The 23,277-nt window shown below is 58.2% G+C and carries 27 protein-coding genes; 24 read left to right on the top strand and 3 right to left on the bottom strand.

What is annotated here, in order from left to right:
- Window positions 1–4 precede the first annotated feature (4 nt).
- From KGFNPO_RS00480 to fabG, 3 genes are read left to right on the top strand one after another with little or no spacing between them, the layout of a single operon-like run.
- Window positions 5–805, top strand: coding sequence for a beta-ketoacyl synthase chain length factor (locus KGFNPO_RS00480; protein WP_472632612.1), 801 nt, complete (start codon window positions 5–7; stop codon window positions 803–805).
- The gene (locus KGFNPO_RS00485) at window positions 793–1,260 is read left to right on the top strand and encodes a hotdog family protein (protein WP_472634533.1); all 468 of its coding nucleotides are present in this window, start codon (window positions 793–795) and stop codon (window positions 1,258–1,260) included. The genes KGFNPO_RS00480 and KGFNPO_RS00485 overlap by 13 nt, the downstream gene beginning before the upstream one ends.
- A 40-nt stretch (window positions 1,261–1,300) precedes the next feature.
- Window positions 1,301–2,020 (top strand): 3-oxoacyl-ACP reductase FabG, encoded by a 720-nt coding sequence (gene fabG / locus KGFNPO_RS00490; protein WP_472632613.1) that lies wholly within the window; start codon window positions 1,301–1,303, stop codon window positions 2,018–2,020.
- A gap of 5 nt (window positions 2,021–2,025) precedes the next feature.
- Here the strand turns inward: fabG and KGFNPO_RS00495 are convergent, their stop codons facing one another.
- Window positions 2,026–2,781 carry a glycosyltransferase family 2 protein gene (locus KGFNPO_RS00495; RefSeq protein ID WP_472632614.1) on the bottom strand — a complete coding sequence of 252 codons (756 nt, stop codon included), beginning with the start codon at window positions 2,779–2,781 and terminating at the stop codon, window positions 2,026–2,028.
- Window positions 2,782–2,803: 22 nt separating this feature from the next.
- Window positions 2,804–3,559 carry a lysophospholipid acyltransferase family protein gene (locus KGFNPO_RS00500; protein WP_472632615.1) on the bottom strand — a complete coding sequence of 252 codons (756 nt, stop codon included), beginning with the start codon at window positions 3,557–3,559 and terminating at the stop codon, window positions 2,804–2,806.
- Window positions 3,560–3,854: 295 nt separating this feature from the next.
- On the opposite strand from KGFNPO_RS00500, the gene KGFNPO_RS00505 reads away from it, so the two are divergent.
- The 8 genes from KGFNPO_RS00505 (at window position 3,855) to KGFNPO_RS00540 (ending at window position 13,374) form a co-directional block, all read left to right on the top strand.
- On the top strand, window positions 3,855–4,937 hold the full coding sequence (locus KGFNPO_RS00505; RefSeq protein WP_472632616.1) for a BMP family ABC transporter substrate-binding protein: 1,083 nt from the start codon (window positions 3,855–3,857) through the stop codon (window positions 4,935–4,937).
- 564 nt (window positions 4,938–5,501) lie between these two features.
- Window positions 5,502–6,524 carry a DctP family TRAP transporter solute-binding subunit gene (locus KGFNPO_RS00510; protein ID WP_472632617.1) on the top strand — a complete coding sequence of 341 codons (1,023 nt, stop codon included), beginning with the start codon at window positions 5,502–5,504 and terminating at the stop codon, window positions 6,522–6,524.
- Window positions 6,525–6,809: 285 nt separating this feature from the next.
- Complete coding sequence (locus KGFNPO_RS00515) at window positions 6,810–7,334, top strand: TRAP transporter small permease (RefSeq protein ID WP_472632618.1); 525 nt, start codon at window positions 6,810–6,812, stop codon at window positions 7,332–7,334.
- The gene (locus KGFNPO_RS00520) at window positions 7,331–8,620 is read left to right on the top strand and encodes a TRAP transporter large permease (RefSeq protein WP_472632619.1); all 1,290 of its coding nucleotides are present in this window, start codon (window positions 7,331–7,333) and stop codon (window positions 8,618–8,620) included. Before KGFNPO_RS00515 ends, KGFNPO_RS00520 begins: the two co-directional genes overlap by 4 nt.
- Before the next feature lie 154 nt (window positions 8,621–8,774).
- Window positions 8,775–9,098 (top strand): DUF3135 domain-containing protein, encoded by a 324-nt coding sequence (locus tag KGFNPO_RS00525; RefSeq protein ID WP_472632620.1) that lies wholly within the window; start codon window positions 8,775–8,777, stop codon window positions 9,096–9,098.
- A gap of 158 nt (window positions 9,099–9,256) precedes the next feature.
- Window positions 9,257–10,846 (top strand): HDOD domain-containing protein, encoded by a 1,590-nt coding sequence (locus KGFNPO_RS00530; RefSeq protein ID WP_472632621.1) that lies wholly within the window; start codon window positions 9,257–9,259, stop codon window positions 10,844–10,846.
- 167 nt (window positions 10,847–11,013) lie between these two features.
- Entirely contained in the window at window positions 11,014–12,681 is a 1,668-nt protein-coding gene (gene ettA, locus KGFNPO_RS00535) for an energy-dependent translational throttle protein EttA (RefSeq protein ID WP_472632622.1), read from the top strand.
- Between the two features lie 243 nt (window positions 12,682–12,924).
- Window positions 12,925–13,374, top strand: coding sequence for a DUF2721 domain-containing protein (locus KGFNPO_RS00540; protein WP_472632623.1), 450 nt, complete (start codon window positions 12,925–12,927; stop codon window positions 13,372–13,374).
- A gap of 10 nt (window positions 13,375–13,384) precedes the next feature.
- Here KGFNPO_RS00540 and KGFNPO_RS00545 read toward each other — a convergent pair whose 3' ends face one another.
- A complete protein-coding gene (locus tag KGFNPO_RS00545) occupies window positions 13,385–14,248 on the bottom strand; it encodes a patatin-like phospholipase family protein (protein WP_472632624.1) in 864 nt (287 codons plus the stop codon).
- Between the two features lie 214 nt (window positions 14,249–14,462).
- On the opposite strand from KGFNPO_RS00545, the gene KGFNPO_RS00550 reads away from it, so the two are divergent.
- From KGFNPO_RS00550 to KGFNPO_RS00610, 13 genes are all read left to right on the top strand, one after another.
- Window positions 14,463–14,882 carry a PRC-barrel domain-containing protein gene (locus tag KGFNPO_RS00550; protein WP_472632625.1) on the top strand — a complete coding sequence of 140 codons (420 nt, stop codon included), beginning with the start codon at window positions 14,463–14,465 and terminating at the stop codon, window positions 14,880–14,882.
- 166 nt (window positions 14,883–15,048) lie between these two features.
- Complete coding sequence (locus KGFNPO_RS00555; protein WP_472614268.1) at window positions 15,049–15,261, top strand: CsbD family protein; 213 nt, start codon at window positions 15,049–15,051, stop codon at window positions 15,259–15,261.
- A gap of 102 nt (window positions 15,262–15,363) precedes the next feature.
- Window positions 15,364–15,912 carry a hypothetical protein gene (locus KGFNPO_RS00560; RefSeq protein WP_472632626.1) on the top strand — a complete coding sequence of 183 codons (549 nt, stop codon included), beginning with the start codon at window positions 15,364–15,366 and terminating at the stop codon, window positions 15,910–15,912.
- 201 nt (window positions 15,913–16,113) lie between these two features.
- On the top strand, window positions 16,114–16,272 hold the full coding sequence (locus KGFNPO_RS00565; protein ID WP_472632627.1) for a DUF3309 domain-containing protein: 159 nt from the start codon (window positions 16,114–16,116) through the stop codon (window positions 16,270–16,272).
- 33 nt (window positions 16,273–16,305) lie between these two features.
- Window positions 16,306–16,809 carry a CHRD domain-containing protein gene (locus KGFNPO_RS00570; RefSeq protein WP_472632628.1) on the top strand — a complete coding sequence of 168 codons (504 nt, stop codon included), beginning with the start codon at window positions 16,306–16,308 and terminating at the stop codon, window positions 16,807–16,809.
- 147 nt (window positions 16,810–16,956) lie between these two features.
- Window positions 16,957–17,280, top strand: coding sequence for a hypothetical protein (locus tag KGFNPO_RS00575; protein WP_472632629.1), 324 nt, complete (start codon window positions 16,957–16,959; stop codon window positions 17,278–17,280).
- 243 nt (window positions 17,281–17,523) lie between these two features.
- The gene (locus tag KGFNPO_RS00580; protein ID WP_472632630.1) at window positions 17,524–18,474 is read left to right on the top strand and encodes a prolyl oligopeptidase family serine peptidase; all 951 of its coding nucleotides are present in this window, start codon (window positions 17,524–17,526) and stop codon (window positions 18,472–18,474) included.
- Between the two features lie 110 nt (window positions 18,475–18,584).
- A complete protein-coding gene (locus tag KGFNPO_RS00585) occupies window positions 18,585–20,039 on the top strand; it encodes a COG3014 family protein (RefSeq protein ID WP_472632631.1) in 1,455 nt (484 codons plus the stop codon).
- 42 nt (window positions 20,040–20,081) lie between these two features.
- A complete protein-coding gene (locus tag KGFNPO_RS00590; protein WP_472632632.1) occupies window positions 20,082–20,486 on the top strand; it encodes a YcfL family putative periplasmic lipoprotein in 405 nt (134 codons plus the stop codon).
- Between the two features lie 62 nt (window positions 20,487–20,548).
- Window positions 20,549–21,160: a penicillin-binding protein activator LpoB gene (lpoB, locus tag KGFNPO_RS00595; RefSeq protein WP_472632633.1), complete on the top strand. Its 612-nt coding sequence runs from the start codon at window positions 20,549–20,551 to the stop codon at window positions 21,158–21,160.
- 79 nt (window positions 21,161–21,239) lie between these two features.
- Window positions 21,240–22,070: a hypothetical protein gene (locus KGFNPO_RS00600; RefSeq protein ID WP_472632634.1), complete on the top strand. Its 831-nt coding sequence runs from the start codon at window positions 21,240–21,242 to the stop codon at window positions 22,068–22,070.
- A gap of 134 nt (window positions 22,071–22,204) precedes the next feature.
- Window positions 22,205–22,768, top strand: coding sequence for an SRPBCC family protein (locus tag KGFNPO_RS00605; RefSeq protein WP_472632635.1), 564 nt, complete (start codon window positions 22,205–22,207; stop codon window positions 22,766–22,768).
- A gap of 182 nt (window positions 22,769–22,950) precedes the next feature.
- Window positions 22,951–23,232 carry a hypothetical protein gene (locus KGFNPO_RS00610; RefSeq protein ID WP_472632636.1) on the top strand — a complete coding sequence of 94 codons (282 nt, stop codon included), beginning with the start codon at window positions 22,951–22,953 and terminating at the stop codon, window positions 23,230–23,232.
- Window positions 23,233–23,277 lie beyond the last annotated feature (45 nt).

The raw sequence follows: 23,277 nt of genomic DNA on the forward strand, positions 1-23,277 counted from the left end.
CAGCATGCATACTCTGACCGCTTATATCGACGGCATCGGCCTGCTCGGCCCCGGATTCAATGACTGGCCCAGCGGCCGCGCTATTTTGACCGGACAAGCCGCTTACCAATATCAGCCGACCGTGCTGCCGCCTGCGGCCGCATTGCCGCCGGCAGAGCGGCGTCGCTGCGGCCCGATCGTCAAGCTGTCGCTGGCGGTCGGCTTCGAGGCCGCTGCTGCGGCCGGACTCGACTGCGCCGGATTGCCGACCGTGTTTTCCGCTTCCAGCGGCGATGGCGAAAATTGCCATCAAATTTGCCAGATGCTGGCCTCCGATGACCGTCAAATTTCGCCGACCCGATTCCACAATTCGGTGCATAACGCGGCGTCCGGCTACTGGGCCATCGCGGCCAAGTCGATGGCGTCGTCGTCGGTGCTATCTGCGTACGACGCCAGCTTCGGAGCCGGCCTGCTGGAAGCCTTGAGCCAGGTGGTGGTCGACCATGCCAGTGCATTGCTGATTGCCTGCGACAGCACGTATCCGGAACCGCTGCACCAGGTCAGACCGATTCCGGACGAATTCGGCGTCGGTCTGGTGCTGGCGCCACAGCGCAGCGCCAACTCGCTGGCCAGGATCAGGGTCTGGCTGACATCCGGTCCGGCCGACCAGCTGACCGACATCGCACTGGAAAATCTCAGAACCGCAATCCCGGCCGCGCGCGGCCTGCCGCTGCTGCGCGCGCTCGCGAACCGCGCATCGACCACGCTGGTGCTCGATTACCTGGGGACCACCCGGCTTGCGGTGGAGATCGAATCGTGGGCCTAGTGGACCTAGATCATGCGTGGATTGCTGCGCACATCCCGCATCAGGGCCAGATGTGCCTGCTGCATCGGGTGCAAGACTGGGATGCGCAAGCTGTGCGCTGCAGCGCAATCAGCCATCGGGCGGCCGACAATCCGTTGCGCTTGGATGGGCGGCTGGGCGCTGCCTGCGGCATCGAATACGCGGCCCAGGCCATGGCAGTGCACGGCGCGCTGCTGGCGTCACAAGTGGCACCGGCGAAAGTAGGCTTCCTGGCCAGCGTCCGTGCGGCCAGATTGCATGTCGGCCGGCTCGACGATATCGCCGCCGATCTGACGGTGGAAGCCAGGCAATTCAGCAGCGATGGCAATAATGTCTTGTACGATTTCTGGGTCCGCGCGGAAGGCCGCATCCTGCTGGAAGGCAGAGCGGCGGTGATCCTCAATGCGCTCCAGCCGGCGGCAGACCATCAACCATGACCCCTTCACCCCTTCCACCGTTGCAAGCGGGACCACATCCATGAAACAAGCTCTTGTTACCGGCGGCAGCGGCGCGATCGGCGCTGCGATCTGCCGCAGTTTGGCGGCCGATGGTCACCATGTGCTGGTGCATGCGAATTCCAGGCCGGCGCAGGCGCAGGCGGTGGTGGACGCGATCAGCGCGCAGGGCGGCAGCGCCGAAGTGCTGGTGTTTGACGTCACCGATGCGGCGGCAGTCGCCGCTAGTCTGCAGCCGCGAATTGAGATCAAGCCGATCCAGATCCTGGTCAACAATGCCGGGATTCACGACGATGCAGTGTTTCCGGGCATGCAGCTGGAGCAATGGCAGCGCGTGATCGACGTTTCGCTGCACGGTTTTTTCCACGTCACCCACACCCTGATGATGCCGATGATCCGCAGCCGGTGGGGCCGCATCATCAATATGTCATCGGTGGCCGCACTCAGCGGCAACCGCGGCCAGGTGAATTATTCCGCCGCCAAAGGCGCACTCAACGCCGCCACCAAGTCGCTGGCGCTGGAACTCGCCAGTCGCGGCATTACCGTCAACGCGGTGGCGCCGGGAATTATCGACAGCGAAATGAGCCGGAGCGCATTCGATGCGCAAGCGATAAATCGCATGGTGCCGATGAAACGCGCGGGCCAGCCGGAGGAAGTCGCCGATTTGGTGAGTTTTCTGGCCTCGCCGCGCGCAGCGTATATCACCGGCCAAGTCATTTCGATCAACGGCGGACTGTTGTGATGCTGCTAGCGCAGCTTGCGCACCAGCAATAGCGGCAGGCGCAGCAGGAATCCCAGCAACAGGCGGCTGTGCATCCAGCTCAGCAGCAGGTTGTCGCGCAGATAGCGGAAATGCGACACGCCGCCTTCTTCGACGCTGAAATAGCGCACCGGTGCCGCCAGGTTGAGCGGCTTGACGCCGTGCCAGCACAGCCGCACCACCGCTTCCGGATCGAAATCGAAGTGGCGCATCCAGGGCTGACGCCGCATCACCGCGCGCAACGGCGCAATCGGATACACCCGGAACCCGAACAGCGAATCGCCGATGCCGGCCCACAAGGTTTCCAGGTTGGCCCACCAGTTCGAGATCTTCCTCCCCTGCACGCGCAGACTCGGCGCGCTGGCGTCGAACTGCGGCAGGCCGAGCACCATGCAGCCGGGTTCGGATTGCGATGCAGCCATGAAGGCGGGAATCAGTTCGGCCGGATGCTGGCCATCCGAATCCATCGTCAGCGCATGGGTAAATCCAAGGGCGGCGGCTTGCTCCAGGCCATGCAATACCGCTGCGCCTTTGCCGCTATTCTTCGGCAAGACAATGACCCGCAAGCCGGCGTCGCTGGCAGCCATTGCCTGCAATTGCGCGGTGGTGCCATCGGTGCTGCCGTCGATCACCAGCCAGACCGGGTTCCAGTGTTGCCGCGCTGCGCGCACTGTCTCATACACTTTCGGGCCGGGGTTGTAACTTGGAATCAGAACCAGGTGGGTCAGGGAGGGAGAGCTCATCGAAGCGGACGCTAAAAATAGGTTAATCGGCAGCTGCCGGGTCCGGTGGCGCAGCAAGCTGACTGGCAAAATACTGGCTTAATTCTGCCATCAATGCGGCGCTGTTTTCAGGCGCAGAGAAACGCTGGCCCACCCGCACCCGGTAATGCATCGGCAGCCGCGGTTTTTTGAACAGCGGCCATTGCTTGCTCAGAAATGGCGAGTCGGTTTCAATCAAGACCGTCTGCACCGGCGCTTGGGCGCGGCGTGCGATCACGCCTACGCTGGCTGTCAGAGGGCCGATCGGGCGTCGCACGGTACGGGTTCCTTCCGGAAACAGCAGCAAGTGGCTGCCGCGCTGCAAGTCCTGCACCGCCAGCACCACCATCTTGCGTGACGATGCGTTGCTGATGTAGCGTGCCAGACGGGCGCCGCCGCCGAGAAATATATTGCTGAGGATTTCGGCTTTCATGATGCAGGCGACGTCTGGCAGGCGCGACGCAATCAAGACTACATCCCATAACGATGGATGATTGGAGGCAATAATCAGGGATTTATCCTTGCGCAGTGCATCCAGTTCGCGCAAATCGAAATGGAAACGGCCCGATAGCTTCAACGCAGCCAAAGTCAGCCGGAACACCGTCATGATCGCCAGCCGTCCCAGCGCACGCCCCAGCCGGGCCGGCAACAGCGGATACAAGACAAGGGCAAGCAGCGACCAGAGCAGCAGCAGCAAGCCGACCCAGACCAAACCAACCCAGCAGACCAGGTAATCGTAAGCCGTCAGCAATATACTCATTTCATTTCTACACACCATGCTTTGCGCATCGGAGCGTCACCCTGTAAAAAAGCGATTAATGCATCCGATAAGCGCTCAGCAGAAGGTTTTTTTGAATTCGGCATGATACAACATGGGCCTGATCCTGCTGCCATTGTTGCCCGCCAGTGCTTGCGACTAGCGCGCAGCTAGCAACGACAAGCAGTTAAGATGCGTGAAGCTGGGTGAAGCTGAAACTCCGCCGCCAAAGCTATTTTTGGCAATCTATTGCAAGCTGTACTGACAAAAACCCATCTTTCGAAAGATTATTCAAATCATGACTAAAAATCTTGTGCGCGACGTGCTGAGCGCAATCGCGATCTTGCCCGTGACAGCTGTTTGCGTGTCGGCCACCGCTGCTCCACTGAAAATCGGCTTCGTGTATGTCAGCCCGATCGGCGAAGCCGGTTGGACCACCCAGCACGACCTGGCGCGCAAGGAAATGGAGAAAAACCTGGGTGCAAAAATCACCACCAAGGTGGTCGAGAACGTACCCGAAGGAGCGGACGCCGAGCGCGTGATCCGCGATCTGGCGCAACAGGGCAACCAGTTGATTTTCACTACTTCATTCGGCTACATGAACCCGACGCTGAAGGTTGCCAAGCAGTTTCCGGGGGTGAAATTCGTCCACCTGACCGGTTACAAGACCGCCGCCAACGTCGCCACCGCCAATGCGCGCTTTTATGAAAGTCGCTACCTGGCCGGCGTACTGAGCGGCAAAATGAGCAAGACCGGGGTGGCCGGCTACGTCGGCGCGTTCCCGATTCCCGAAGTGCTGCAAGGGATTAACGCGTTCACCCGCGGCTTCCGCAGCGTCAACCCGAAAGCCGAAGTCAAGGTGGTCTGGGTCAACAGCTGGTTTGATCCGGGCAAGGAACGCGATGCGACGCTGACCCTGATCGGCCAGGGCGCCGACGTGCTCACCCATCACACCGATTCCACCGCCGTGATGCAGGCCGCCGAAGAGAAGGGCAAATACGCGGTCGCCTACCATTCCGACATGAAGAAATTCGGCCCCAAGGCACAAATCGCCGCCGTCACCCACCACTGGGGCAAGTATTACACCCAGCAAGCGCAAGCTGTGATCGACGGCAGCTGGAAAACCAGCGCCACCTGGGGCGGCCTCAAGGCTGGCATGGTCAAGCTGGAAGGTTACGGCCCGGCGGTGCCGAACGACGTGAAACTGTTCGTCCAAGCCAAGGAGAAGGAAATCGTGGCCGGCACCCTGAGCCCGTTTGACGGCCCGGTCAAAGACAACGAAGGCAAGGTCAGGCTGGAAAAAGGCCACATGAACGATGACGGCCTCAACAAGATGAATTATTTCGTCGAAGGCGTAGCCGGCAAATTGCCTAAAAATTAATCGCAGCAAAGGGCGCAGTGCTGCAACCAGCGGCGCCCCGTTTTTAGTAAACAATGGAGTATGCCAAAAAATACATGATTTACCGCATATATTCATTGCATCATTAAAAAATACTGGCTGATTTAATTTTAATGCTCAAGGCGCTGAGCAGCCACAAGGAATTTCGCGGAAATAACCTTGGCAGATTGCCCTTGCGCGTATGCACTGCCGGGCTGGCGCACCGCACAACCGCACATAGAGCGCTGCGCTCAGGCGTTCGGTTAAGCCGATCTGGCGCTCAACGCCTGGCGCTGCAAGCGGTCAAAGTCGAGCGATAGTCGAGCGAGAATCGGCCATCTAAAAAGTCCGTACGGCAATTGACCTGTGTCAATGATTCCTGTAAAAGTTGGGAGCGCCGCCGTTCCAGCATGCCAGCAGCACTGCCCGGTTGATATCCATGCCGCGTCAGGGGCCTGCCGGACTGCGTGAAGCGAAGCGAAAATTAGCTGCGCGCTGGCAGATCATATTGCCACCACAGCACGTTTGCCAGTTCTGGCTGTTCCACCACCCGAAGGAGAATTTTTCTTGGTCAAGACTTTATTTGCGGCCGCCATTGCCGCCGCGTTCACCGTCTCGCTGCCGGCCGTAGCGCAGCAGAAATACCAACCTGAATATCGTTTGTCAACCGTGCTCGGCACCGCTTTCCCGTGGGGCAATGGCGGTCAGCGTTGGGCCGATCTGGTCAAGGAAAAAACCCAGGGCCGCATCAATATCAAGATGTATCCCGGCACCTCGCTGGTGGCGGGCGATCAGACCCGCGAATTCACCGCGATCCGCCAAGGCGTGATCGATCTGGCGGTGGGCTCGTCGATCAACTGGTCGCCGCAGGTCAAGGAGCTGAACCTGTTTTCGCTGCCCTTCCTGATGCCGGATTACCGCGCGATCGATGCGCTGACGAAGGGCGAAGTCGGCCGCGATCTGTTCAAGGTGATCGAAAAAAATGGCGTGGTGCCGCTGGCTTGGGGCGAAAACGGTTTTCGCGAAATCAGCAATTCCAAACGTGAAATCCGCACTCCGGCCGACATGAAAGGCTTGAAATTCCGGGTGGTCGGCTCGCCGCTGTTCAACGATACTTTCACCGCGCTGGGCGCCAATCCGACCCAGATGAGCTGGGCCGATGCGCAGCCGGCGCTGGCCTCGGGTGCAGTCGATGGCCAGGAAAACCCGATCTCGGTGTTTACCGGCGCAAAAATCCACGCGGTGGGGCAAAAATACCTGACGGTCTGGGGTTATGTCGCCGATCCGCTGATCTTCGTGGTCAGTGGCAAGGTGTGGAAAAGCTGGAGCAAGGCTGACCAGGAGGCGGTACGCGCTGCCGCAATCGAAGCCGGCAAGGACGAAACCGCGCTCGCGCGCAAAGGATTGACCAGCGCCAACAGCGGCATCTACAAGGATGTCGCAGCTCTGGGCGTGAAAGTCACACACCTGGCGCCGGCCGAAGTCGATGTATTCCGCAAGCTGACCAAGCCGACGTATGACAAATGGTCGAAGACCATCGGCACCGATCTGGTCAAAAAAGCAGAAGCGGCGATTGCCGCCCGCAAGTAACCGGTTTGCGCCGTCGTAGCGCCCCGTTCGCCACGGGGCGCTTTTTGTTTGAGTCCCCTCGCCCGCTTGCGGGAGAGGGTTAGGGAGAGGGATTTAGCAAATATTCCGGCCGCCTTATTTTGGAATCCTGCCAAGCCTGAGCCTTGTTTTAGCCCACCTTGGCTTTTGCGAGCACCCTCTCCCCGGCCCTCTCCCGCTTGCGGGAGAGGGAGCTTCCTAGCTGGCAGAACAGTAAGTGCGCTGCTCCCTACACCCGTTTAAACCCTGAATGAAATGACCGATCCAATGAGTGATCCATCCGACCCCTCCCACCCGACCGAGGAAGCCCCGCGCGTGCCGGTCAAGATCGAAGAATTCTGTGCCGCGCTGGCGCTGGCGCTGATTTGCTGCATCACCTTTGCCAATGTTCTGGTGCGTTATTTCACCGATGTCTCGTTTGCCTTCACCGAAGAATTTTCAATTTTCCTGATGGTGGTGCTGACCCTGTTCGGCGCTGCTGCCGCGTTTGCCCGCGACACCCACATTCGCATGACGTTCATCACTGAACGCTTGCCGCGCAAGCTGGCGCGCGTGCTGGAATATCTGGTGCTGGCGCTGGGTGCGCTGATGTTCGCAATCATGGCCTGGTATGGCACTTTCCTGTTCTGGGATGACTGGCAGTACGACACCACGTCGCCCGGCATCGGCATCCCGCAATGGATTTACACGCTCTGGCTGCCGCTGCTGTCGGCGGTGATTTTCCTGCGCATCATCGGCCGCATGCTGCGTTTTAGCCGGCAATCCAGCCCGATAGATCGGAGTGCAGCATGATCGCCGAAGGCAGTCTGATTTTATTCGCCGGTTTCGCGCTGCTGCTGGCGATCGGCGCGCCGCTGGCGATCGCGCTCGGCATCACCGGCACCGCGGTGATTCTGATCGAAGGCCTCGGTATCATGGCGGTGCCGACCAACGCCTATGGCGGCATCGCCAAATATCCGCTATTGGCGCTGCCGGTGTTCGTGCTGGCCGGCATGATGTTCGAGCGCGCCGGCGTGGCGCTGCGGATCGTGCGCTTCGCCTCCGCCATCGTCGGCAAGCGGCGCGGCGGCCAGGGCGTGGTGGCAATTCTGGTCTGCATGTTTTTGGGCGGGATTTCCGGCTCCGGTCCGGCCGACGCCGCCGCGGTGGCGATGGTAATGATTCCGAGCATGTTCAAGCAGGGTTATCCGAAGGCGTTTTCGTCCACGCTGATCGCCGCCGCCGGCTCCACCGCGATCCTGATTCCGCCCTCGATTGCACTGATCGTATATAGCGTGCTGGTGCCGGCCGCGTCGGTGCCGGCGTTGTTTGCCGGCGGCATGTTGCCCGGCATTCTGGCCGGATTGGCGCTGATCGTGCCAACCCTGTACCTGTCGCGCAAGCATGGCTGGGGCTCGGCCTCGGAAGAAGAAACGCCGCGCTTGTGGGATAGCTTCAAGGAAGCGATCTGGGGCTTGCTGGCGCCCGTGATCATTCTCGGCGGCATGCGCACCGGCCTGTTCACGCCGACCGAGGCCGCGGTGGTGGCCGCTTTCTACGGTTTCTTCGTCGGCGTTTTCGTCTACCGCACGCTGGACCTGCACAAGGTATATCGGGTGCTGGTCGAATCGGCCGAAATTTCGGCGGTGGTGCTGATCATCATCTCGCTGGCCGGCGTATTCGCCCATGCCGGCTCGACCCTCGGCGCCTTCGATGCGTTCGCCAAGCTGCTGCTGGGTTTCGCCGGCAATGAAGCGCTGATGCTGGTGATGATCAGTGTGATGCTGCTCATCGCCGGCATGCTGCTGGATGCGGTATCGATTTTTCTGGTGTTCCTGCCGATCCTGCTGCCGATCATGTTGATCTATGGCTGGGACCCGGTCTGGTTCGGCATCGTCATCACGATGAACATGGCGATCGGACAATTCACGCCGCCGATGGCGGTCAACCTGATGGTCACCACCCGCATCGCCGGCGTTTCGATGGAATCGACGGTGCGCTGGGCGCTGTGGATGGTGGGCGCGATGCTGGGGGCGATGGCGCTGGTGATGGTGTTCCCGCAACTGGTGCTGTGGCTGCCGCGTTTGCTGGGCTACTAACCAGGATATTTGCTGGATGGCGCACATCCTGCAGCGGCAAGCCGCTCCGGGTTTGTGCCGGCATGGACGGCGCGCACCATAGCATTGACGTGCCGCAAAGGATGGCGCGCCAAATGCAGCACACTTATCAAAACAACATGATAAGGAGCCAGCCATGCATCTCGCCATACAACTTCCCGATTTCGATATGCTGGCGTCGTTGTATCGGGACGACCCTGAATCCTTCGAAGCGTTTCGCCGTCACGTCTTGCGCGAGGTGGTCGATGCCGCGCCGCCGGCCCAGCGCCCCACTCTTGAACTGTTGTTAAGTCATCTGGAGGCGGCCCGCACGGAAGCTGCCACGCCGATGGAAGCGACAATTATCGCTTTTCGCATGATGCAGAATTCGGTTGGCCAACTGCACACACTCTGGGAGCAAACTCAGGAGGCGGTCGCCAGCTTGCAGACTTCGATAATTATTGCCCAGGTGCGTAAATAACCAGGACCGGCCGGGCGGTGACGCCTGGTGCCGATTGCGCCAGGCGTAAATTATTCTGCTGATGCAACCCGGGACCCTGGAATCAGGCAAAATAGCGCACTCTGCCGGCAGGCACATCTTATTCTGAGCGCAGAACCGAACTGAACCTAATCTAACCGATGCCTGATATTTTCGCCTTACCTTCCGCCCCCGGCAATGCCGACGCAGCGCGCCGCCTTTTATTGCAAAAAATCAGCCAGAGCGAGGATTTGCCGGCGCTGGCCCGTACCGTGGCGCGGGTGGTGCAGCTGTCCTCGTCGGACGACGAAGCGCAAAGCGAGCTGACTTACTTTATTCTGTCCGACGTGGCGTTGACGCAGAAAATCCTGCGCCTGGCCAATACGGTGTTTTACCGCACTGCCAACAGCACCCAGGTGACCACCATTTCGCGCGCGATCTTCGTGCTCGGTTTCGATCTGATCAAAACCAGTGCGCTGGCGATGCTGCTGGTGGATCGCCTGTCGGACCGGCAGCACGCGCACAGCATCCACGCCGAATTGATGCAGGCGCTGTATGCCAGCGTGATCGGTCGTGAAATGGCGCGCAAAAGCCCGTATCAGGGCGGCGAGGAAGCCGCCATTAGCGCGCTGTTCAAGAATCTGGGCCGCCTGCTGATGGCCGCGCACGACCATGCGCTGTACAGCAAGTTGATCGACCTGATCGAAGTCGATGGCTGGTCGCCGGCTCAGGCCTCCATGCAGGTGCTGGGATGCAGTCTGGACACGCTGGCGGAATCGGTGTTGACGGAATGGCAAATCCCGCATGAGATTATCCGGTCCCTGGCGCCGCTGGCTGCCGGGGTGCCGAAACCTGCCAAAAACCGGCAGGAATGGATGCAGCAGGTTGCCGCCTTCAGCGCCGAGGCCGCGCAATTGCTGCCGCGCCTTGGGACAGGTGCAGGGGCTGCGACTGCAGCCGAGCGCAGCGTCGCCCTGCTGGAGCGCTACGGCAAAGCGCTGAATCTGGACCCGAATGGCCTGGATCAGTTATTCAATGCCGTCAGGCGCGAGATCAATACGCTGCTCGAATCGATGCAGCTGGAACTGGCGCTGCCGGCCAGCCCGGCACCGGCGCTGGCAGCTACCGCAGCGCCGGCAGCGCTGCAGACGCTGCTGGACGACATGCGGATGGTGCGCGTGGAGGATGCCGGCGACGGCCAAAACTGCAGCCACTACCCGAGCGGCAAGCCATTCAATGCCAGCGCCCGGTTGCTGGCCGGAATGCAGGATGTGACGCAAGTGATGGCGTCCGGTCGCAGCAAGGTTAATGAACTGATTTTGCTGGCGATGGAAACCCTGTACAGCAGCATGGGGTTTCGCTTTGCCGCGCTCTGCATCAAGGACCAGAAGAGCGGGCAATACCGCGCCCGCATGACCATTGGGGAAAATCACATCGTGCGCCAGGCCGGCTTCGTGTTCCCGCTGGCGTCCACTGGCGACATCTTTCATCTGGCGCTGGACAACGACGCCGACCTGATGATCGCCGACGCCACCACCAGCAAGATTGTGGCTTTGCTGCCCGCCTGGCACCGCACACTGCTCACTGACACCCGCAGTTTCATCGTGCTGCCGCTGGTGGTGCGCTCGGTTCCACTCGGACTGTTTTATGCCGACCGCAGCGCACTGGCGCCGGAAGGTGTGACGCCGGATGAAGCGGCTCTGATCAAGGCCCTGAAAGGGCAAGTGCTGGCGGCGCTGCAGGCGCGGTAATTGCCATCCAGCGTCTATCCAACGTCAACCCGGCGTCGCAGATCGCCACTGCGCTGTACCGGCCGGCCTGCCATCGGTTATCCTTGCATTCGTTCCATTAACATCAGGGCTGCGCACTACTTGCACCTTCTTGCGTGCGCCCGCAACCTGAAAAAGACCCGAAAACTATGGCAAATTACGTCTATACAATGAATAAGGTCGGCAAGATCGTGCCGCCCAAACGTCAAATTCTGAAAGACATTTCGTTGTCCTTCTTCCCCGGCGCCAAGATCGGCGTGCTGGGCCTGAACGGCTCCGGCAAATCGACGCTGCTGAAAATCATGGCCGGCATCGACACCGACATCCAGGGCGAAGCAGTGCCGATGCCGGGCTTGAATATCGGCTACCTGCCGCAAGAGCCGGTGCTCGATCCGGAGCAAACCGTGCGCCAGGTGGTCGAATCCGGCCTGGGCGAAGTATTCGAGGCGCAAGCCAAGCTGGAAGCGGTGTACGCCGCCTACGCCGAAGAAGATGCCGATTTCGATGCGCTGGCGAATGAACAAGCGCGGCTGGAAGCGATCATTTCGACTGCCGACGGCGGCAACCTGAACCTGCAACTGGAAATGGCCGCCGATGCGCTCGGCCTGCCGGCGTGGGACGCCAAAATCGGCGTGTTATCAGGTGGCGAAAAGCGCCGCGTCGCACTCTGCCGTTTGTTATTGTCGAAGCCCGACATGCTGTTGCTGGACGAGCCGACCAACCATCTGGACGCTGAATCGGTTGAGTGGCTGGAGCAATTCCTGCTGCGCTTCCCCGGCACCGTAGTCGGCATCACGCATGATCGTTACTTCCTCGACAATGCCGCCGAATGGATTCTGGAACTCGATCGCGGCCACGGCATTCCGTGGAAAGGCAATTACAGTTCGTGGCTGGAACAAAAAGGCAACCGCCTGAAGATGGAAGAAGCGACCGAATCGTCGCGCCAGAAAACCATCGCCAAGGAACTGGAATGGGTGCGGCAGAATCCGAAAGGCCGCCAATCGAAGAGCAAGGCGCGGCTGGCCCGCTTCAATGAATTGTCCGAGCACGAATACCAGAAACGCAACGAAACCCAGGAAATTTTCATCCCGGTGGCCGAGCGTCTGGGCAATGAAGTAATCGAATTCAAGAACGTCTCCAAAGCGTTCGGCGATCGCTTGCTGATCGACGACCTCAGCTTTACGATTCCGGCCGGCGCGATTGTTGGCATCATCGGCCCCAACGGTGCCGGTAAAACCACGATGTTCAAGATGATCACCGGAATCGAGCAGCCGGACAGTGGCGAAGTCGCCATCGGCCAAACCGCCCGAATCTCGATTGTCGATCAATCGCGTGACTCGCTCGACAGCGCCAAAACCGTGTTCCAGGACGTCTGCGACGGCAACGACATCATCACCGTCGGCCGCTTCGAGATGCCGTCGCGCGCCTATCTGGGTCGCTTCAACTTCAAGGGCGGCGACCAGCAAAAAATCGTCGGGAATCTATCCGGCGGCGAACGCGGCCGTCTGCATTTGGCGAAAACTTTGATGCAGGGCGGTAACGTCTTGCTGCTGGATGAACCCACCAACGATCTGGACGTCGAAACCCTGCGTGCGCTGGAAGACGCGTTGCTGGAATTTGCCGGCAGCGTGATGGTGATCAGCCATGACCGTTGGTTCCTGGATCGGATCGCGACCCATATCCTGGCCTGCGAGGGCGATTCGAAATGGGTCTTCTTCGCCGGCAATTATCAGGAATATGAAGCCGACAAGAAGAAACGTCTGGGCGAAGAAGGCGCGAAACCGAGACGGATTCGCTACAAGCCGCTGACGGTGTAAGTTGCGTAGGGCGGAACGTAGGGCGGAAAAGCGCAGCGCCTTCCGCCCTACATTTCTGCCGTAGGATGGGTGCAACCCATCATGTAAGTTCGATATGCGATGGGTTTTACCCATCCTATGGTATTATTTTATAGGGAGTATATGCAGTAAACATGCATTTACCGCATTGTTTTAATGCGTAAAAAATAATACGCACCCCTGTATATTATCTGCAGCGCGTAAACTACATCCTTGGGAACCGCCATGAATCTCCAACTCAGCGATGTCAGCCACATCATCCAACTTTCGATTGCGCCGGTCTTCTTGTTGAGCGGCATCGGGCCGCAGTTGATTGTGCTGACCAACCGGCTCGCGCGCATCATCGACCGCTCGCGCAAGTTGGAAGACTTGCTGCACCATGCCGACGCCGCGGCAAAATCCGCATTGCTGGCCCAGATCACGATCCTGTATCGGCGTGCGCACCAGATCAATTACGCGATCACCCTCAGCACTGCCTGCGCGCTGCTGGTGAGCCTGATCATCGTGGCGTTGTTTATCGGCGACGCGCTGGGTCTGGCGCTGGATCGTCTGATTGCGGTGCTGTTCGTGGTGGCGATGCTGGCGCTGATCGGCAGCTATTCCTTTTTGCTGCGCGAAATCTTCATCGCCACCAAGTCGCTCTCGTTGCAGCGGGTGCTCCAACCCAGGCCGTAGGCGCGCCGGCTCAGTCCCGATGCGGGCGCAGCGCGCCGGGGATGCGGTATTGGGTCAGTCCGTCATTGTCGAGCCAGCGCCGGGTGTTGCTAGCGGCGCGTTCGATCAAATCCCTGGCCTGTGAAAAATCGTACGGCGACACCGCCAGCGGGCACAAGGGCGGCACCGTGAATACCAACACTTTGCCGGCCAGTAATTCCAGGTCTTGCACCAGTTGGTGCGCGATCATCATGTTCAGCGCATGCAGCGCATTGCCGATCGCGCTGATCGGCGGTGCGGTCAGCGCGCAGGCATAGCCGGTGGGCAACACGATCAACCGGCTGGCCCCCAGCGCCACCGCCGCCATGATCGGAGTATTGCTGGCGATGGCGCCGTCGATCAGGTAATTGTTGCCGAGTAGCACCGCCGGATACACCGCGGGAATAGCGCAACTGGCCAGTATCGCGTCGATCGCCGGGCCGCTGGAAAGCCGGATCGAGCTGCCGTGCAATAGCTCGGTGGCCATCACGTGCACCGGGATTGCGGCTTCTTCCAGCAAGCGGTACGGCAAGTGGTGTTCGATCAGCCGGCGCAGGCCGGATGCTTCGAGCAGCGAGGAGGTATGAGAAAACAGGCCGGCGATACGTCCCCAATTTACCTGAAATACATCGCGCCGCCTGAGCTGACACCAGATCTGCTCCAGTTGCGCGACCCCGGCGGGCGTTGGGTTGCCGGCAAAATAGGCGCAATTGAGCGCCCCGACCGAAGCCCCCACCACCAGATCTGGTTCGATGCCGTACGCCACCAGCGCCCGCAGCATGCCGACCTGGATCGCGCCGAAGCTGCCGCCGCCGGCGAAAACAAAGGCTGTTTTCTCTACCGTAATATTCGTCATTTGCTTCTCCCGAAGGGCGCCGCGCAGCGTTTCAGCCTGAGGCGCCCAACCCGATTATTGCCTGCTGTACAGGTTCCTGGCTATGTGCAGGTCATGGCTTTTTTACCAAGTTTAATGTGAATTGACGCACATCAAAAACAGTTGTTAAAACTCGCATAGGCTGATCCATGTAGTTTTACATTATTCATTGTATGAGTCCCTCAAGGAGATGAACATGAGCTATCAAGATCGCGATAAATATGGGATGTACAGCAACGAGACCAGCGAAGGTCCAGGGCCGGGTTTGATGGGTGCAGACACGCTGCTCGGCAACGACGTCTATAACGACCAGGATGAAGATCTCGGCGACATCAAGGAAATCATGCTGGACATGAATACCGGCAAGGTAAGTTATGCAGTGTTGTCTTTCGGCGGCTTTCTGGGGATGGGTGAAAAACTGTTCGCGGTGCCGTGGAATGCATTGACGCTCGATACCGTCAACAAGCGCTTCATCCTGAAAGTCGCTAAAGAGCGGATCAAGGATGCGCCGGGATTCGATTCGGATCATTGGCCGGATATGGCAAGCACCGCATGGTCCGATGAAATTCATTCTTATTACGGCACCCAGCCCTATCCGAACGAGCGGGTGCTCTGATTTTCCCTACAAAATCACATCAAACAGAGTGGCCATTGACCTCCATGACGCCGGCTTTCCATTGCAACTGCCGTTGCCGGTATGAGCGCCCTGGAAGCTGGCGGTCAATGCATGTCAATGCATGTTACGCGTTGTCGATAAGCATATTGTTGCCGAGGAGGTTGAAATGAAATGGGACATTATCGAAGGAAACTGGAAGCAATTCAAAGGCAAGGTCAAAGAGCAGTGGGGCAAGCTCACCGATGACCACATCGATCAGATCGAAGGCAAGCGCGATCAGCTCTCTGGAAAAATTCAGGAAAAATACGGCGTCACCAAGGACGAGGCTGAAAAACAGATCAAGGATTTCGAAGAGCGTAACAAGGATTACAAGCCATGAGTTTTGCTTGACAACGGGTGCTGGTGCGGAATAGGGCGGGCTTATCGAGTGTCGATAGTGCGCCCGAGACCGTCGCGGGAATAAAAATTCAAAGGAATGAAAATGAAAAAAATACTCGTAAACATTTTTCTCGGATTCGCCACTCTCGGCTTTGCTGCCGCTGCCTTTGCAGCGACCGATGCGGAGAAAGCCACCTATAAGTCGGCCAAGGACAGCGCTACCGCAACCTATAAAGCGGCGCGCACCCAATGCGATACCTTGAAAGCAAATCCGAAGGATGTCTGCATCGAGGAAGCCAAGGCGGCTGAAAAACGCAGCAAGGCGGAAGCCGAAGCCCAGTACAAAAATACCCCGAAAGCGCAGATGGACGCACGCGTTGCTGCGGTAGATGGCGACTATGCGGTGGCCAAGGAGAAGTGCAACGCCCAAAGCGGCAATGCCAAGGACGTCTGTGTCAAGGAAGCCAAGGCAGTGCATACCAAGGCAGTTGTCGATGCGAAAGCCAGCAAGGAAATCAGCGAAGTGAAAACGGACGCGAAGGTGGATAAGAGCGACGCCGATTACAAAGTGGCAATCGAAAAATGCGACGCCTTAGCGGGTCCCGCGAAGGAAGCGTGCGTCGCATCGGCCAAGTCGAAATATGGCAAATAGATCCGCATAAAGACGCCGGCAGATCGCGCATTGTCTGATGAATTATCCGCGATCCGCCCCGGCGTGCGGCGCTGGTGCTCAAGGGCCAGAGGTTTTACTTAGCCGGCTAGTTGGTAGCGTTCCATTAGTGCGATGCATGCAGTTTTAGAAAAATATTCCGATGCGCTGCTGTCGGTTATTCAATAAACATAGGAGGCTCACATGAGTATCGGAACAATCCTACTGATCGTCCTGATCCTGATCTTGATCGGAGCGCTGCCGAGCTGGCCCCACAGCCAAAGCTGGGGTTATTTCCCCAGCGGGATTGTTGGCATTGTGGTCGTGATTCTGCTTATCATGCTGCTGACCGGGCGGCTATGAAACCGGCACACTTTTTTTAACCTGGGGGACTACATGAAAACCATTTCAAGAAAACTGATGCCTGTCTTGTTGGGTGCGCTAAGCGTGGTAGTACTGGCAGGCTGCGCCTCCAAAGCGGGCATGTCCGACGGCAAAATGCACGATATGTCGGGCAGCAAGATGCAGGGTATGCCACACAGCAAGATGGAGGGCATGTCCGGCATGAAGCTCGACGGCAGTCATGAAGTTCCGCCGGTCACCACCGCAGCGACTGGCCATGGTGCGATTACGGTGTCAGCAGATAAATCGGTAAGCGGCAGCATCATGACCACCGGCATCGACGCCAAGGCTGCCCATATCCACGAAGGCGCTGCCGGCACCAATGGCCCGGTCATCTTTAAGCTGGCAAAAAGCGCCGACGACGCATGGATGGTTCCGGACAGTGCGATGCTTACCGATAAGCAATATGCCAGTTATATGGCGGGCAATCTGTACGTCAACGTCCACAGCGCAGCCTATCCGGACGGCGAAATCCGGGCCCAGTTAAGTCCGAAGTAAGCGTCTTTTTAATTTGGAAACAGGTGTGGGACAGGCGCGAGTGCGCGCTGTCAGTGATGCCGCCGACCAGCTAGGAATCCAAGGCCAGCCGAATCCGGTTGGCCTTTTTCATGTCAACCTTTGTCCGCCAGGAAAGCGAGCAATGCCATGGATCATTACCCGCAACCACCGTCCAGCGCGCAGCAACTTGATGTGCTGATGCAGCAGATCGATCTCGGGGTCGGCAGCTTCGCCGCGCTGAGCGACGAACAGCGGGTCCAGTTAAAAACCGGCTTGAGCGAGGATTGGATCGCCGCCTATCTGGACAAATACCCGGTGCCGGCGGCGCTGGCGGCGGCAACCAGCGAATATCGGGCGATCGAAGCGGGGATTCGGTACCCGAATCTGCCGGAAAATGTGCGCGAGGATATCTTGCTGGAGTTTAATGAACATCACGGCGAGGGCGGTCCCGATCACTGGTCGACTGCCTAAGTAGTTAGCGCCAGCAGAACTGGCGCGCCGGGCTTCCTGCAATCGCCATGCCTGTAGTTCTTCATGGCATCTATCTATAAAATGACGGGATGACTACTCATCTCTCTTTACACGCTGTTGCCTTCTGCCATGGCATTGATTACATCCACCGCTTTGGCGACATTGGCGGGGCGGTGGGTGTGCGCGCAATGTGTGCGTGATCGGTGTCGGGCGGCGGCATGGTTGGTGCGGTGCCGGCGATGGATGACTTGGTCTTTGGCGGTGCTGTCGATTGCTTTGTGCCAGGGCTGTAGCTTGCTCGGGTTGCCGCCGATGGCAGATTCGGCGGCAACCGTGCCGGCACAGCATTTTCAGTTTAGAGATGGCGGCCACGCCATTTTTTTTGCGCTCGATAAAAACCTTTCGCTGCAAGCTGCAGCTGAGCCAGAGACATTTGTCTTTGTGATCAGCGGGTCCGATTGCACCAGCATGCAGTATTTCCTGCCGCACTATTTTCGTGGACTGGAGGGCGAGGCAGGCTCGTTGCGCATATTCATTCTGCAGAAACGCTTCATTGAAGAGCGCACCTGGGGCCGCACATTAGGTTGCAGCCGCGATTTCATCAAGGCTGACCATCCCAGCCGCTGGATTGCTGACCAGACCGAATTCATCCTGGCGCAGCTTGCGCTGGCACACCAGCGCCATGCGTCGCCGCTGCGCATTGTGGTAGCCGGGATTTCCGAGGGTGGCGATATCGTGCCGGTTCTGGCGCAAGCGATTCCTGGCGTCACGCATGCAGTGATCATCGCGAACGGCGGCATGAATCCGCTCGACGCTTATCGACTACAGGCAAAAAGACAGGGATTTTCCGCCGCGCTCAATGTGCTCCGAGCGCTTGACACTTCACCCGCCGATCCGGACGCCCCGGCGCATTACATTGGCGGGCGCACTTGGCGCTATTGGGCCGAATTGCGGGATCTGAAGCACACCGAAAACCTGCTGGCGCTATCGATTCCGATCTGGATGGCGATGGGCGGTGCCGATCAGGCTGTGCCCATTGCATCCGCCCTCTATCTGCGCGATCAGTTCGCGCTGCATGGCAAAACCAATTTGACCTTGACGATATATCCGGACGCAGATCATTCGTTGCACATTAGAAAATACTTTCTTTTAACAGATTTTTGGCGCGCATTTGACTTGATATTAAGAAAATAGTTCGCCTGAACAATATAATTAATTTTACTTCAGGCAACTAAAGTGGTTTAATCGCAACTAATTTTGCATCTAGCCACTTTATCCACTTTCTTATTAATCAACCCTCCTTTATGCGCTTATATCTTCTTACTGCCGCTGCCGTCCTTGTTTTGACTGCCTGCGCCACCGGTCCTACTCACGATAGCAAGGTTGCCGGCACGTTGGCCGCGACTAGCCAAGGGGATGTCAGCGGGGCAATCAAACAGCTCGAAATGCAAACCGAAGGCGTGAATAGAGGCGATTTGCTATTGAATCTGGAAAAAGGCGAGCTGATGCGCATTGGTTCGCGTTACCAGGAAAGCCTCGCTGCATTTGAAGTCGCCGACGTCAAGGTCAATGCGTGGGAAGCAACAGCCAAGAGCAATCCGGCCAAGCTGATGGGGCAGGCCGGCGCGGTCCTGATGGGTGACAATGCGCGTGATTACGAAGGTCAGGACTATGAGAAAGTCATGCTGACTACCCGCATGGCGATGGACCGCATCAGCCTGGGCGACCTGGATACGGCACGCGTCGACATCAAGCGCACACACGAACGCGAAGCCGTCATCGCACAATTCCGCGCCAAGGAAACCGAAGCTGCAGAAAAAGAGGCCAAGGAAAAAGGCGTCCAGCCGGCCGGCAAGGAACTCGACGGCTACCCGGTCGAAACCCTCAACGACCCTGAAGTCCTGAAGCTGAAAAATGGGTTTCAAAATGCATGGAGCCACTACATGGCCGGCTTCGTGTACGAAGCGTTGAACGAACCCAGCATGGCCGCTCCGGGCTATCGCAAGGCAATCGAATTGCGTCCCGATCTGCCGGTGCTCGAAGAAGGCTTGCGCGGGCTGGACAAGCGCACCAGCTTTCGTCGCCAGAAGGGCGCGACCGATGTGCTGTTCGTGGTGGAGTCCGGCACTGCGCCGGCCCGCAAATCACAAAAAATTCTACTGCCGATCCCGACCGGACGCGGCTTGATCACGGTTGGGCTGGCCTTTCCAGTCATCTATCCGGACCCGGACGCTCAAAGCATCGATCAGATCAATCTCGGCAGCATGTCTTTGCCAACCGCATTGATTACCGACTTCAACGTGATGGCGCGCAAGGCGTTGAAAGATGAATTGCCGGGCATTCAGTTGCGCTCCGCAGTACGCGCGATCGGCAAAGGTTTGCTGCAAGACCAGGCCAACAAGCAGTTGGGCCCATTCGGCGGCTTGATCGGCAACGTGGTGGCGGCAGCGACAGAGCCGGATGCCGATGACCGCTTGTGGCGTGCGCTGCCCGGACGCGTCTTCATCGCGCGTTCTTTCGTGACGCCGGGCGAATACGATTTGCGCATTCCCGGCCAGCCTGACGGCGTCAAAAAAATGACCATTGACGGTCGTTACATGGTTGTGCCGGTGCGCGTGTTTCGCAACAAGACTTACTTCGGTGAGCCGGTACAGTTCGGCTCGGCCGGTGTGATCGCGGCACTGGCGCCAGAGCTTGCGGAAAAGCCAATAAAACCTGCTTTTGCCAAGAGACGTGCAGTGAAGTCTGCGGCCAAATAAAAACCGGCGCGCATCCCATATTCATTCTTTGACAGGACTAGCATGACCATTTCCATGAAACACATTGCCGTTGCCTGCAGCATTGCATTGGCCGGGGTTGCCGCCCAGGCGCAGACCCAGACCCAGACGCCGCCGGCGGTGTCGAGCGGCATCGCTGCCAAACTGATGGTACGGGGCGATTTGCAAGGCTTGCAGGCCGTCGACTTGCGCTCGCAACGGCGCAATGACGTGCTGGTGGTGCAAGCCGAAGTGGTCAATCTTGAATCCCGGGATTTACGTTTGTACTATCGCTTCCGCTGGCTGGACGCTGGCGGCATGCAGGTCGGCGATGGCGAAGTCTGGAAACCGTTGGTATTTCTGGGCAAGCAGAGTCAATTCCTCAAGGGTATCGCCTACGGTCCGCAGGCGACCGATTTCCGCATCGAGATGAGTTCCGAGCCGCGCTGATTTTTGCCTGTCAGACCGCATTCTTAGCCGCAAATACATTCAATTCTACTTAAAGGTTTTACATGAAACGCTCGTTGTCCTTGTCGCTCACGTTGTGCGCCGTCGCGCTTGCCACTTTAACCTTAACCGGATGCCCCAGCCTGTCGCAGCCGAGCGTGAGCTTTTCGCGCCAAGTCAGCTACGGCGACAGCAAGGCCGTTGAAACGGTCACCAATGAATTCGGTTCCACCGATCTGCAGATGATCGCCGAAAAAATGGTGGGCTCGCTGCTGGAAGATCCGATCCTGGCGAATCGTCCGACGATGACGCTGGCGGCCGTGCGCAACAAGACCAGCGAATACATCGACACCAAGTCCATCATGAACTCGATTCAAACTGCGATGGTCAAGAGCCGCAAGGTCAAGTTCACGCGCAGCAATGATGAAATGCAGGCCGGCGTGGACGAACTGCAGCGGCAGAATCAAAGCGGTTTGTATAAGACCCAGGGCAAGGCCCAGATCGGCAAAATGAGCGCAGCCAAATACACGCTCGAAGGTGAAATTACCTCTATCGTCAAACAGAATTCCGGCACCAAGGATGTGTTCTACAAGATGACGCTGAAGCTGTATGACGTCGAAGAGGGTTCCATCGAATGGCAAGATGAAAAAGAAATTCGGAAGACCTCCAAACTTTAATTTTTGCCCGCGCCTTTCGTACGCGTCAGGCGTTGGTAGTTGCCCAGAAATTCACCGAGAAATTTACCGAAAAATGCACATGCTTAAAAAAGCGCAGCTTGTAATCGGCCTGGTATTTGCCGCAAGCATCGGCACCGCGATAGCGGCCGAACCGAAAATCGCCGTAACCGATCTGACTTATGAAGAAAAAGTCAGCGCCTATTTCCGCGTCGTTTCCGCCAGCAGCAAGAGCAGCTTAAACGCCAGCGGCAGCGAACGCGAAACCGATCACGGCTATTCCGCCCGCGCTCGTGTCAACGCCAAATCGGAAAGCAGTTACTACGCAGCCGAAGGCACCTACACCTACATCGATCGTGGCGAATTGCGCACTTACACGTCGGACCTGAAAGGTGCGCTGTTGAAAGGCGGCGGCGTGCGTCTGGTGCAGGCGCGTCCTTATGTCGGCAAGCCTACCGACAAGATCTACGACATCATCGCCCGCATCAAGCAAGGCCTTTACCCAGGTGCGGATTACGTCTTGTTCGGCACCGTCAGCAATATCGACTTTCGCCAGGAAAGCATGCAGCTGGCAATGGGGACATCGACCACTGCCAACCTGACACTCGATCTGGTGGCCGACTTCAGCCTGATCAATACCCGCACGTTTGAAATCAAGGCGGCATTCAGCGCCAGCGGTTCCGGTCAGGACACGAAGATACTGACGCGTCCCGGCGACCGCGTGGTTTTGAATCGCGGCAAGGTCATGCAAGAGACATCCAGAAGTCTGGCCGACAATGCCTACAACGAATTGATGAATCAATTCGGCGCGTCGCGCAGCAGCCGTTCCTTGACATCGGCCAGCGTGATGAGCGGCGCTGATGGACGTCCAGTGCCAGAGCAAAGAAACGAACCGGTCATGATCTACAAATAAGCAATGCATGAACCATAAAAAAAGCGGCTTTGGCTGCTTTTTTTATGCCTGAGCGTATTCAGATTTTCCGTCTGCGGTGGCATTGCTTTTGGCTGCCTGCTTGCATATTGCCGCGCATCGGCTACGCTATGTCAATGACATACTTTTTCCTTCTTTTGGCAATTACCTGTACCGCACTGGTATGGAAGAAAGAAGGGGCGCTGAATGGCAGTATCGAAGTCAGCGTCAAGCGCAATCACGAAAAAGGTCGCATCTTGTTCGAGATACAGGTGAGCGGATTGGTTCGCGCCACACCGCAGCAGACTTGGGCGGTGCTGACCGATTACGGCCGGCTGTCTGAATTCATACCCGATCTGCTGTCTTCGAAACTGCTTTCGCGCTGTGGCGATGAAGCCATCATCGAGCAACAGGGCAGCATCGGTTTTTTCTTCATGCGGCAAGCGATCCAGCTGGTGGTGCGCGTGACCGAACGGCCGTTTTCGACGCTCGACGTGGCGCTGGTGGCGGGCGACATGAAGCACTACGCCTCGCGCTGGGAACTGGTGCCGACGGAGTCGGGTACAGGCACCCTGATTACCTATCGCGGCAGCATGGAGCCGGATTTTTTCGTGCCATTGCTGCTGGGCCGCGCGATGGTGCAGGCCGATGTGCACAAAATGCTGACGGCAGTAGTAGCCGAAGTCGAGCGGCGTCCCTGAGCTGCGTCTACCGTGGGTAGCAGCGCAGCAGAGGGTGGTCTGCCAGGCTTCGGTCCGAAGCGCAGAATTTCACTTTGCCGGCGTGACAGGATAAAATCGGCCGTTCATCACACCTTTCTGGCGCATGCATGCGAATTCGGCCCTGGTACATTCTCGCCGTTGCACTGGCAACGAACTTGCTTTTGTCTTCCTGCGATCGGCTCGGCTTTGTCGATCCGGCCAAGGAGGTGGCAAGCCGCGATGCGGAATCGAGCGCCACCGGCAGCGCCTGCCGTTACGCAGGCCGGGGGATTGAAGATTGTTTTGCGCGCAATCCCGATACCAGGCGGGCTGCGGTTTTCAGCGGCTGGAAGGAAATGGACGGCTATATGCGCGAAAACAAGATCGATATCGTCAAGCCGGAGGCCGCCTTGCCTCCGGCCCAAAATGCCGGGCTTGCGGCCAAGGAAGCAATTGTCAATTAAGCTGAATTTTGAAACTGATGAAATACTCCAATAGCATTCTTGCTG

The sequence above is a fragment of the Gelidimonas diazotrophica genome, assembly GCF_055694025.1.